This window comes from Collinsella sp. AM16-21 (assembly GCF_003471905.1).
GTDB lineage: Bacteria > Actinomycetota > Coriobacteriia > Coriobacteriales > Coriobacteriaceae > Collinsella.
Genome location: NZ_QRKJ01000008.1, coordinates 101,630 through 112,158 on the forward strand (window position 1 = coordinate 101,630; position 10,529 = coordinate 112,158).

Genomic DNA, 10,529 nt, shown 5'->3' on the forward strand with positions numbered 1-10,529 from the left:
AATCGTACCCATTCGAGCTATACTTGAGCCCACCACATAAACGGGGAGCTTGCAGGACAAGACGGCAGGCTGAGACTGGGCGCGCCCGCCCTGACCCGCAAACCTGATATGGGTAATGCCAACGAAGGGAGCCGTGCCAATGAGCACACAGACCGAGCCCAAGCTCGTCACGCAAATCGACTTCGCCCGCGCTGGGCAGATCACACCTCAGATGAAAGAGGTCGCCGAGCGCGAGCATCGCGACCCCGAGTACATCCGCGAGCGCGTGGCCGACGGCCGCATCGCCATTCCCGCCAACATCGTGCATATCAAAAAGGGCATGCGCGCCTTTGGTGTCGGCGAGGGCCTGTCCACCAAGGTCAACGTCAACCTGGGCATCTCGGGCGACAAAGCCGATGCCGCCGAGGAATGGAAGAAGGTCAAGATTGCCGAGGACTTTGGCGCCGACGCCATCATGGACCTCTCCAACTCGGGCAAAACGCGCCAGTTCCGCCAGCAGCTCATCGACGAGACCCCGCTCATGGTGGGCACCGTCCCAATGTATGACGCCATCGGCTACATGGGAAAGCCGCTGGTCAAGCTCACCAAGGACGATCTGCTCGAGGTCGTGCGCGCGCATGCCGAGGACGGCGTGGACTTTATGACCATCCACTGCGGCATCAACAAGTCGGTCATCAAGACCTTTAAGGAGACCGGCCGCCTCATGAACATCGTCAGCCGCGGCGGCTCGCTGCTGTTTGGCTGGATGGAAGTCACCGGTAACGAGAACCCCTTCTACGAGTTCTACGACGAGGTGCTCGAGATCTGCCACGAATACGACGTGACGATCTCGCTCGGCGACTCCTGCCGCCCGGGCTGCCTCTACGACTCCAACGACGCAACCGAGACCGCCGAGATGATCGAGCTGGGCAAGCTGTGCAAGCGCGCCTGGGCCGCCGGCGTCCAGGTCATGGTCGAGGGCCCGGGTCACATGGCGCTCGACGAGATCGCCGCCAACATGAAACTGCAGAAGCGCCTGTGCCACAACGCCCCGTTCTATGTGCTCGGGCCGCTGGTGACCGATATCGGCGTGGGTTACGACCACATCACCGCCGCCATCGGTGGCGCCATCTCCGCCAGCTCCGGCGCCGACTTCCTGTGCTACGTGACGCCGGCCGAGCACCTGTGCCTGCCCAACGCCCAGGACGTGCTCGATGGCCTCATGGCCACCAAGATCGCCGCACACGCCGCCGACATCGCCAAAAAGGTGCCCCACGCCCGCGACATGGACGACAAGATGGGCCAGGCGCGCCGCAAACTCGACTGGGATGCCATGTGGAAGTGTGCTCTCGACCCGGTCACCGGTAAGAAACGCTACGAGGAGTCCCCTGCCGCCACCGAGGGCACCTGCACCATGTGCGGCAAGATGTGCGCCGTCCGCACTGTCAACAAGGTGTTCGAGGGCACGACGATCGACCTGGGCATGGAGGACTAGCCTTATCGTCGCGATCGCCTATAGGCTCGCCACAGCACCTGTCAATTGTTAACTTGTGAACATTTGCTTGCGTTTGCGTAAAGATTGCATCTCGTGCCCGGGTTCGGCATATCGCCGGCCTGGGCATCTTTATAATGCGGGGTAAAAGACCCATTTGAATCCGACCGAACAAGGGAGCGAACATGGATCGCAGTAAGGTACCTGCCGTTCTATCCATCGCAGGATCCGATTCCAGCGGCGGCGCCGGCATTCAGGCCGACATCAAGACCATCACGGCGCACCGCTTGTATGCCGAGACAGCCATCACCGCCATCACCGCACAGAACACCCTGGGCGTAACCGCCGTGCAGGATATCTCGCCAGATATCGTAGCCGCGCAAATTGACGCCGTCTTTGACGATATCCGCCCGAGCGCCGTCAAGATCGGCATGGTTTCTTCTGTCGAGATTATCGAAGTTATCGCCGACCGCCTGAGCGCCTGGAACGCGACAAACGTGGTCGTGGACCCCGTCATGGTCGCCACTTCGGGCGCTCGCCTCATTGCCGAGGATGCGGCCGAGGCGCTCACGCGTCGCCTGTTCCCGTTGGCGACCGTCATCACGCCCAACATTCCCGAGGCCATGGCGCTGCTCGACTACGAGGTCGATTCCGAGCGCACCCAACAAAACGCTGCCATGCTCCTCACCCGCCGCTTTGGCTGCGCGTCTCTCGTTAAGGGCGGGCATTTTGTCAACGAGGCCAACGACGTACTGGCCGAGCCCGCACCGCTCGATGACGAGGGCAACCACCTGGGCGATCCGCTCACCACATGGTTCCGCCACAAGCGCATCGAGACCGGCAACACGCATGGCACCGGCTGCACGCTCTCGTCCGCCATCGCCTGCGCGCTGGCACAGGGCATGGATCTTGCCGACGCCGTCAACGCCGGCAAGGCCTACCTAACGGGCGCTCTCGCCGCCGGCTTTGACATGGGCAAAGGCTCCGGCCCCGTCAACCACATGTGGCAGTACTAGCCCTGCAGCAAAACCACCACAAAGGGGACAGGCACCTTTGTGGTGGTTTGGGATCGCACTACTCACCGAGCATCTCTTGGAGCTTGGCTGCCACGGCATGTCCCAAGCTCTCGTGGCTTTCGGGCATCATATGCAGATAGTCGATATCGCCCGGCTCGGCAAACTCGGCGGCATTCAAAAAGTCGCAGCCAAACTGCTCGGCCACGTGCGCATAGTATTCGGCAAAATGCTCCGAAGCCTCGACGGAGTGTTCGTCAAAGTCGGTCATGTACACATCGGCGATCTGCGGTTTAATCTTGATAGGCGCCATCAGCAGAATACGCGGGCAGGGCGCGGCTTCGGTCCAGGGAAACGCGCGGACGGTGCGAATCAGCGCCATGGCACCGTCAGCGATATCGGCAGCCCCCACGCTAAAGACCGTCTTGCAGTCGTTGGTGCCCAGCATAATCACGATCGCGTCCAGCGGCTTATGGGACTCGAGCAGCATCGGCAACGTGCGGATGCCGTTGAGATTGGTGTCCAGATGGCACATGTCGTCGCGCACCGTTGTGCGACCGTTGAGCCCCTCCTCAATCACATGCCAGCCATCGCCCAGGTCACGCTGCGCCACGCCGCACCAGCGCACATCGTGCGCATAGCGCACCGCGGTGCCATCGCGCATACCAGCCGGATCATAGCCATAGGTGTTGCTGTCACCAAAGCACAGAACGTTTTTCATCGTAAGCTCCCCACTCAATAAGAAGCCGACGGGAGCAGCCCCCGCCGGCTCGGCATGTCGCATCACGCGCACCGTTTACAGGTATTTGCGCCAGTCGTCGTCATCCTCATCGTCCTCAGCAGCGGCCTGAGCCTGCTCGGCGGCACGGGCGGCCGCGGCGCGGGCGGCCACCTGAGCATAGGACTCCTCGTTACACTCGGGGAAGCTTGCCAACACGTGCTCAAACTTGGCGAAGTCCTCATCCCAGCGCGTAGAGGGCACGGCAAAAAACACCTGCTTGACCTTAAAGTCGCCCGACGCGAGCTCCTTACGGAAGAGCTCGGCCACGGCCTCGGCATCAAAGCCGTTGTTGTCGCAGCCCCAAGCACCCAGCACGAGCTTCTCGCGACCCAGCTCATCGCAGATGGCAAGCACGAAGCGGATGCGATCGCGCAGGGCGTCCAGCAGGGCATCGTCACCCACGCGATACTCCTGGCGAGCGCGCTTGGCGTTGGGCGCGGCGGCAACGATCACGTCGGCGTATGCGTGCACGTGGTTGCGGTCGAAGCGCACCGCAGGCACCACCAGCGCACGGTTGCGGTAAAGCTCGCAGTTGATGTTGCGGCGACGGTTCTCGCCGTACCACTTGCGCTGCTTGTCGAGCACGTTGTATAGGTACGAATCGGCGCAGAGCGTCGCCTCCTGGCCCAGGTAGCCCTGGATATAGCCGCCACCCGGATTGGTGAACGAGGCAAAGGCGAGCACGGCCATGTCGCAGAACTGCGCGTAGCCTCGGCCGTTATCGAGGATTGCCTGCGTGGCGGAGGCATCAAGCACAGTGACCTCAGGCAGGACCGGAGCAGCCTCCTCCGCGGGCGCGGACTCGGCTTCGTCAGCCGACTCGAAGGACTCGGGTGCCACCTCGGACTCGACCGTAGTCTCCACCTCGGCAGCCTCAACCACGGCAGCGTCGGCCTCCACAACCTCGGCAACCGGCTCCTCGGCAGCCGCAGCCGCCTGGGCCTTGGCCTTCATCGCCGCGACAAAGCCGGCAGGCATACCGTCGAATTCGCGAACGCCGACAAGCGAGCGCTCGATATCCTTGGCGCAGGCCTCGGACACAGCCGCCACATGGCGCTCGGCGGCCTTGGCACGCGCCTCACGCTTGGGGTTGGGCTGTCCCGCGCGGTTGGGCCTGCGGTTACGGTTCCTGTTGTCGACGTCTGCCATAAGTGGTCACCTTTCCTGTCGCTGCCGGTGTCGGCTTTTTCCCATCCATGATACCCCGCCGTGCACAAAAAAGACGGCCCCGCAGGACCGCCTTTCACATCGTTTTACCGCGTCCGGCAGGAAGCATCGCAATGCCGCGCTTTAATCGCGGCGGCCGAGGATGTTCAGAATGCGCAGGAACACGTTGATGATGTCCACGAACAGGTTGGATGCCATGAGCACCGCATTGGGAAGCGTGGGCGGCACCGTCGTGGCAACATAGGTGTCGTAGCCAATAAAGCCGGCGAACACCACGATCACGATCAGGTCGGTGATGGACTGCGAAACGCCCATGAACATCAGCGCGATCTCGACCAGAATCGTGGCAAGCAGGATGCCAAAACCAATGCCATACACACGCTGGAAAAACTTGGGGAAGGTCACGCCCAACGCACCAAAGACAAAGGTGATGGCGGCCGTGGCGATAAAGGCGGTGTTAATGGTAGGCAGGTCGTAGTTGGCGAGACCAAACGACGCGGTCAGGCCAAAGGTACTCGCAAAGATTACGTAGCCCACAAGGGACAGGCCCACGGACTGCTTGCCCGCAGCAGCCGACATCATGACCATGCCGACGATGGTCAAAATAAACGAGCCAAAGACCAGCGGTAGGGCGGCGCCGCTCATCATCATGCGCGCAAACGACATGGTGCTCGTAAAGTAGGCGCCGGCGCCCATGGCGCAAAAGCCCAAGAAGATCAGGGCAGACATGGCGAGATTGTACGCGCGCGGCGACATCTCCTTGGCGCGGCTTGCGCCGGTCTCGACGGGGCCGTTCTGATAGCCCTGGATATCGTTCATATACTTCGTCCTTTCAAAAAGCGCCACAAATAACGGCGCCGTAGGCGACAATATCCCTGCCATTGTACCCGAATGCCGTGCGCTCTTACCTGCGGCGCTCGCCCTCAAGCGTACGGTCAAACGCCCATACCCACCAACGCATCACGTGCGCCTGCGAGCCATCCGCCCGCTCGCGCGCCTGGTCCTCCAGATACAACTCGGTCGCATGTCCGCCAAAACGTACCTTATAGGTTGCCGTACGAACGCCGTGAACCGTCAGGCCAAACCCGGTGGTCGAGATAATTTCGTCGATCGTAAAACAACGGCCGTCGACCCAGCAGACGGTGACCGGCACGACTTGCCCGCCCGCAAGGATGCGGGCCACGACGTCCACATACTGCTTGTGCACGCGTCGAGTTTTGCCATCTGTCTGTCGATATTCCATGCCCCCTATTATCGAACGCATGTTTGTATGTTGTAAAGCGAACAGGCTGTGGTTTTGGCGTGTCGGACCGCAGGCGCACGTCCGCACGACGCGTTAGCAAAAAGAACACCCGCGGTCAACAGGGCTAATATTCAATGTTAGTGCCAAAAAATTCACTTCTCCCATCAGAACTCGGTAAAGAAACCAGCAGGAGGTGATACGATTTATCATGTTTTTGTAACGTGCCTGCAAACTTCGAGAAAGCCCATATATGGACGTAACGTTCTCAACCTTCCTCGGCCAACTTGTGTCGAACCCAGTCCTTGCCGTCACCGTGATCCTCGCACTCGGCGCCATCTTCGTCAACGGATGGACCGACGCGCCCAACGCCATCGCGACCTGCGTCACCACGCGTTGCATGCCCGCCCGCGCCGCCATTCTCATGAGCGCCGCATTCAACTTCTTGGGCGTGCTCATCATGACGCACTTTAACGCGAGCGTCGCCAACACCATCTCACATATCGTCGACTTTGGCGGAAACAGCACCATGGCGCTCGCCTGCCTGTGTGCGGCGCTCTTCTCTATCGTCGTCTACGGCGCCACGGCATCGCGCTTTGGCATTCCCACCTCTCAGAGCCACAGCCTCATCGCCGGCCTCACCGGCGCCGCCATCGCCCTCGGCGGTGCCGGCAGCGTCAACATCCACGAGTGGATGAAGGTCATCTACGGCTTGGCGCTCTCCATCGGTCTGGGCTTTGTCATGGGCTGGGTCCTGTGCAAACTCGTCTCGATTCTGTTTGCCGCCGCCAATAGGCGACGCGCCAACGTCTTCTTTAAATACGCTCAGATCGCGAGCGCTGCGTCCATGAGCTTTATGCACGGCGCGCAGGATGGACAGAAGTTCATCGGCGTGCTCTTTTTAGGCGTCGCCTTCGCCAACGGCCAGACCGGCGTCGGCGACGCCGGCATCCCCATCTGGATCATGCTGCTGTGCTCGGCCACCATGGGCATCGGCACCAGCGTAGGCGGCGAGCGCATCATCAAGTCCGTCGGCCAGAGCATGGTCAAGCTCGAGAAGTATCAGGGTTTCTCCGCCGACCTCGCAGGCGCCGCGAATCTGCTGCTTGCCACCCTTACCGGCATCCCCGTGTCCTCCACCCACATCAAGACCTGCGCCATCATGGGCGTCGGCGCCGTCAAGCGCCTTTCGGCCATCAACTTTGGCGTGGTCAAGGACATGATGTTCACCTGGTTCTTCACCTTCCCCGCCTGTGGACTCATCAGCTTTGTCATGGCCAAGCTGTTCATGATGTTCATCTAGTCACACCGAGCGCCCATCCGGACCGTAATACTTCGCCCACCCGTCTTCGCCTCGAAAGGACCCACTCATGGCAAAGAAACCCGATTCGTTCTACTTTGACAACTACGTCGCCTGCGCCGACCTTGCCGTCCAGGCTGCCGAGCTGCTCACCCAGATTTTCGAGAACTTCGATCCCGCGAAGATTCACGATATGCTCGACAAGATGCACGCGATTGAGCATGCGGCCGACAAGAAGCACCATGAGCTTGAGGACGCCCTGCTCACGGCCTTTATCACCCCGCTTGAGCGCGAGGACCTGAACCTGATGAGCTGCTCGCTCGACACCGTGCTCGACCGTATCGAGGGCGTCGTGCAGCGCGTCTACTTCACCAACATCCAGAGCATCCATCCCGATGCCATCGTGATCGCCCACAAGGTGACCGACGCCTGCCGCGCCATGAAGGACCTGATGGTCGAGCTGCCCAACTACCGCAAGTCCAAGACCCTGCGCGAACTCGTCATCCAGATCAACACCATCGAGTCCGAGGCCGACGAGCTCTACATCAACGCTATGCGCAACCTGCATGTCAACGGCAAGGATCCGCTCGAGGTCATCGCCTGGCGTGACGTCTATGCCTTCCTGGAGTACTGCGCTGACTGCTGTGAGAATGTGGCCGATGTTGTGGATTCGATTGTCATGAAGAACAGTTAATTGGGGGCACCCGTCCCACCGGCGAAGGCCCGGCACCTATTTGCTTTCTCACTCCGGCTGCATGGCAGAGTCGTTCGAAAGTAAATAGGTGTCGGGCCTTCGCCTTAGGTACCACCATTGGGAACCTTGGCTGATAGTTAGAATGCGATGAGGACTTGACCGATGCGACCTTTTATGCCCGATTGGGTACTTTGGGGCTGTGATGGGCGTTTGGGTGGATGGGGGTTTGGGTACCCTTTGGTTTACTTTGGATTGATTTGCTGACTTTGGAGGGTTTGGTTATGTCGTATTTGGATCTGGCTCGGTCTCGGTATTCTTGTCGTTCGTTTGAGGACCGTCCTGTTGAGCAGTCGGTGGTGGATGCCGTTGTTGAGGCGGGGCGTATTGCTCCTTCTGCTTGCAATAATCATCCAAGCCGTGTGATGGTGCTTGATACTCCGGAGTTGTTGGAAAGGGCTGCTGCTTGTCAGCCACGCTTTGCTCGTGATGGGTCTATCTTTGGGGCGCCGCTTATCTTTCTTATCTGCAGCGTTACCGATGACGCCTGGGTGCGCCCTTATGACCAGATGAACTCCAGCGAGATCGACACCTCGATCGTGTGCGATCAGATGATGATGGAGGCGAAGGAGCAGGGCCTGGGTACGTGTTGGGTGTGCCATTTTAAGCCCAAGATGGCCTGTGAGCAGTTCAACCTGCCCGAGGGCGTCTATCCGTATCATATGCTCGTCTGTGGCTATCCTGCCGATCATATCGCCGATCCCGAGCATCGCGAGGCCCGCACCATTCCCCTCTCCGACTTCCTCCTCAAGTAGATTTTTGGGACATGCCTCAAAATCTACCTCTGACCGCTCACCCGTTCGCCGAGTTCTGCAATCACATCAGCAGAGCTCGGCCTTCCCATGCTTATCCTTAAAGTCCAGTCGACAGACCGATGCTTTGGAGGATCTATGTCACGAGGCCCACGAACCCTAACGGAAAAAGGATGCTATCACGTGGTTCAAAAGGGCGCCGGCGGACAGCAGATCTTCGAGGACGCCGAAGATAGGCTTTACTATCTCAATCTACTCAACAGGTCGTTTCAACGCCACCACATGCGCCTCTTGGCATGGTGTCTCATGGACAACCATACGCACCTGTTACTCGATGACCCAGATGCCAACGTGAGCGAGGCATTCCAGAGACTCGGCACCGGATATGCAGTGTTTTTCTTTCTAAAATGTTCAGCTAAAGTAAACTTACATTCAGGATAATTTGAACAACCATAAAACGATTTTTTTAATACAATATTGTTGCCACACTTAGGACATTTTCCTACAAGGGGTCCCGAGCGCTTAGTGGGAATTTGTACCCCTTATCGATACAAATTCCCCGTAGGCGCTAGGGACCTCTTTAGCTTCTTGGAAGCTGTCAGTAGTATATCTAATAATTTATCTCCATTCCCTTTAGTAACGTGTAACTTTCCAAATTTAAAAAAGCGACTCATAGAATTATTTCCTCCCGTTAAATAATAGATAACTATTAAAAATAGACAATACTTGCTCATAAGTAACGGTACTTAAATTGTTTACTTTGGCGTGTTTCATTGCTTGATGAAACTGATTTTTAGTAAACAGTTGACGATATTCTCGATTGACCCATTTTGAAACAAAGTACGTATATAGCTTCCAATATTTATCTGGAACATCTGTGGTATGGCGGGTAAGTTTTATTAAGACACTGTTTACTTTTGGTTTAGGATGAAAGCATTCCGCTGGCAGCTTAAGCAATTGCTGAATCGAGACTTGAGTGTGCAAGAGCAACCCTAGTGTTCGGTGAATATCCAAGGTACGCTTGTAGAATCCTTCTTCAACAATCAGATACATGTCAGACGCATGGCTTTCAAAAACCACTTTTTTAATAATTTGTGTGCTTAAATGGTAAGGAATACTCCCAACAATTTTATACCTCTGTTTGTTAGGGAATTGAAACTGTAGAATATCTTGGTGAATTAAAGTGACACGAGTGTTCAGTTTTAATTTTTCTGACGATAAGTTGAATAGATGACTGTCTAATTCAATAGACGTTACCTGTTTACTTATTTTAGCCAGTTTCGTCGTTAAATGCCCTTTACCTGTTCCAATTTCGTAAACGGTATCGGTTTCTTTTAAATTCAATTGTTTTATTATTTGGTTGAGTACTTTTTCACTCGTTAAAAAGTTTTGAGAATATTTTATATTTTTGTTCATGTAATCACTCCTGAAGTGATTACATCAGTAAATAAATACGGAAGTTAAACGATTTGTTTGTAATTTTAGTTATCTGTTTAAAAAGTCATAAGATTAGTCACTGGTAGGAATTAATCTAACGTATTTATTTATCTGAGTAATCACTGTTTTTAGTCTGTTTCAAAACAGTAGATGTTTTATCTACATTACGCATTTGGAATACCAACATGACGAATCCCTCCTTCTTAATTACAAATTTTTAGCATCTAATTTAACTTAAATTCCTATTATACACAAAATTTTAAGATAAATCAATAGCTGTTGTTAAAATATCGCTTGCTGAAATAGTTTCCTTGATTGGCAACTTCATCCGAACACCTCCCATATTCATCCGTACATGTACGGATGAATATGGGAATCCGATACCCTGAGGGCCGGACCGGCCGGCCCCGGGAGATCGGAGGACGGCATGTCCGGAAAGATGAAAAGGGGCTCCGCAAGGGCGGTCCCGAGGGCCTACGGAAGGCTCACGAGGCACGAGCGGGACACGGTCCAGAGGATGCTGGAGCGCAGGGCGTCGTGCAGGGAGATCGCGAGGGAGCTGGGCAGGTCGCCCTCGACGGTGAGCGCCGAGGTGGCGTCGCACAGGTTCGTGACCG

13 protein-coding genes, 1 pseudogene and 1 riboswitch are annotated in these 10,529 nt (G+C 56.6%); of the genes and pseudogenes, 7 read left to right on the top strand and 7 right to left on the bottom strand.

Annotated elements, in window-relative coordinates; all coding sequences use genetic code 11:
• Positions 1-31: 31 nt before the first annotated feature.
• A riboswitch (TPP riboswitch) is annotated at positions 32-147 on the top strand.
• Complete coding sequence (gene thiC, locus DW180_RS05990; RefSeq protein ID WP_118237932.1) at positions 140-1,474, top strand: phosphomethylpyrimidine synthase ThiC; 1,335 nt, start codon at positions 140-142, stop codon at positions 1,472-1,474. (Overlaps the previous riboswitch by 8 nt.)
• 182 nt (positions 1,475-1,656) lie before the next feature.
• A complete protein-coding gene (gene thiD / locus DW180_RS05995; protein WP_118237934.1) occupies positions 1,657-2,487 on the top strand; it encodes a bifunctional hydroxymethylpyrimidine kinase/phosphomethylpyrimidine kinase in 831 nt (276 codons plus the stop codon).
• Positions 2,488-2,545: 58 nt separating this feature from the next.
• On the opposite strand, the gene DW180_RS06000 is transcribed toward thiD, so the two are convergent.
• The 4 genes from DW180_RS06000 to DW180_RS06015 form a co-directional block, all read right to left on the bottom strand.
• The gene (locus DW180_RS06000; RefSeq protein WP_118237936.1) at positions 2,546-3,205 is read right to left on the bottom strand and encodes an SGNH/GDSL hydrolase family protein; all 660 of its coding nucleotides are present in this window, start codon (positions 3,203-3,205) and stop codon (positions 2,546-2,548) included.
• 75 nt (positions 3,206-3,280) lie between these two features.
• Positions 3,281-4,414 (bottom strand): TIGR02452 family protein, encoded by a 1,134-nt coding sequence (locus DW180_RS06005; RefSeq protein WP_118237938.1) that lies wholly within the window; start codon positions 4,412-4,414, stop codon positions 3,281-3,283.
• A 141-nt stretch (positions 4,415-4,555) separates the two neighbouring features.
• Positions 4,556-5,251, bottom strand: coding sequence for a Bax inhibitor-1 family protein (locus tag DW180_RS06010; RefSeq protein ID WP_158559666.1), 696 nt, complete (start codon positions 5,249-5,251; stop codon positions 4,556-4,558).
• 85 nt (positions 5,252-5,336) lie between these two features.
• Complete coding sequence (locus DW180_RS06015) at positions 5,337-5,675, bottom strand: hypothetical protein (protein WP_118258950.1); 339 nt, start codon at positions 5,673-5,675, stop codon at positions 5,337-5,339.
• Positions 5,676-5,925: 250 nt separating this feature from the next.
• Between DW180_RS06015 and DW180_RS06020 the strand changes: the two genes are divergently transcribed.
• The 4 genes from DW180_RS06020 to DW180_RS10655 all read left to right on the top strand — a co-directional run bounded on the left by DW180_RS06020 (position 5,926) and on the right by DW180_RS10655 (position 8,916).
• A complete protein-coding gene (locus tag DW180_RS06020; RefSeq protein ID WP_118237942.1) occupies positions 5,926-6,975 on the top strand; it encodes an inorganic phosphate transporter in 1,050 nt (349 codons plus the stop codon).
• 67 nt (positions 6,976-7,042) lie between these two features.
• Positions 7,043-7,666, top strand: coding sequence for a DUF47 domain-containing protein (locus tag DW180_RS06025; RefSeq protein ID WP_118237944.1), 624 nt, complete (start codon positions 7,043-7,045; stop codon positions 7,664-7,666).
• Between the two features lie 281 nt (positions 7,667-7,947).
• Complete coding sequence (locus DW180_RS06030; RefSeq protein WP_118237946.1) at positions 7,948-8,478, top strand: nitroreductase family protein; 531 nt, start codon at positions 7,948-7,950, stop codon at positions 8,476-8,478.
• A 135-nt stretch (positions 8,479-8,613) separates the two neighbouring features.
• Positions 8,614-8,916: a transposase gene (locus DW180_RS10655; protein ID WP_369831524.1), complete on the top strand. Its 303-nt coding sequence runs from the start codon at positions 8,614-8,616 to the stop codon at positions 8,914-8,916.
• Here DW180_RS10655 and DW180_RS10660 read toward each other — a convergent pair.
• The 3 genes and pseudogenes from DW180_RS10660 to DW180_RS06055 form a co-directional block, all read right to left on the bottom strand.
• A pseudogene (locus DW180_RS10660) lies at positions 8,904-9,008 on the bottom strand (topoisomerase DNA-binding C4 zinc finger domain-containing protein); the annotation flags it as partial. The gene DW180_RS10655 and the pseudogene DW180_RS10660 overlap by 13 nt on opposite strands.
• A 145-nt stretch (positions 9,009-9,153) precedes the next feature.
• Complete coding sequence (erm(B), locus tag DW180_RS06050; RefSeq protein WP_118237950.1) at positions 9,154-9,891, bottom strand: 23S rRNA (adenine(2058)-N(6))-methyltransferase Erm(B); 738 nt, start codon at positions 9,889-9,891, stop codon at positions 9,154-9,156.
• A 124-nt stretch (positions 9,892-10,015) separates the two neighbouring features.
• A complete protein-coding gene (locus DW180_RS06055) occupies positions 10,016-10,099 on the bottom strand; it encodes a 23S rRNA methyltransferase attenuation leader peptide (RefSeq protein WP_050233080.1) in 84 nt (27 codons plus the stop codon).
• A 330-nt stretch (positions 10,100-10,429) separates the two neighbouring features.
• Between DW180_RS06055 and DW180_RS10495 the strand changes: the two genes are divergently transcribed.
• Positions 10,430-10,529, top strand: a 100-nt coding sequence (locus tag DW180_RS10495) for a helix-turn-helix domain-containing protein (protein ID WP_233545204.1), incomplete at its 3' end; no start/stop codon positions are given.

Bases quoted from the DNA above. Each gene is read 5' to 3' on its own strand.
- thiC (WP_118237932.1), top strand. From the start codon at position 140: ATGAGCACACAGACCGAGCCCAAGCTCGTCACGCAAATCGACTTCGCC.
- thiD (WP_118237934.1), top strand. From the start codon at position 1,657: ATGGATCGCAGTAAGGTACCTGCCGTTCTATCCATCGCAGGATCCGAT.
- DW180_RS06000 (WP_118237936.1), bottom strand. From the start codon at position 3,205: ATGAAAAACGTTCTGTGCTTTGGTGACAGCAACACCTATGGCTATGAT.
- DW180_RS06005 (WP_118237938.1), bottom strand. From the start codon at position 4,414: ATGGCAGACGTCGACAACAGGAACCGTAACCGCAGGCCCAACCGCGCG.
- DW180_RS06010 (WP_158559666.1), bottom strand. From the start codon at position 5,251: ATGAACGATATCCAGGGCTATCAGAACGGCCCCGTCGAGACCGGCGCA.
- DW180_RS06015 (WP_118258950.1), bottom strand. From the start codon at position 5,675: ATGGAATATCGACAGACAGATGGCAAAACTCGACGCGTGCACAAGCAG.
- DW180_RS06020 (WP_118237942.1), top strand. From the start codon at position 5,926: ATGGACGTAACGTTCTCAACCTTCCTCGGCCAACTTGTGTCGAACCCA.
- DW180_RS06025 (WP_118237944.1), top strand. From the start codon at position 7,043: ATGGCAAAGAAACCCGATTCGTTCTACTTTGACAACTACGTCGCCTGC.
- DW180_RS06030 (WP_118237946.1), top strand. From the start codon at position 7,948: ATGTCGTATTTGGATCTGGCTCGGTCTCGGTATTCTTGTCGTTCGTTT.
- DW180_RS10655 (WP_369831524.1), top strand. From the start codon at position 8,614: ATGTCACGAGGCCCACGAACCCTAACGGAAAAAGGATGCTATCACGTG.
- DW180_RS06055 (WP_050233080.1), bottom strand. From the start codon at position 10,099: ATGTTGGTATTCCAAATGCGTAATGTAGATAAAACATCTACTGTTTTG.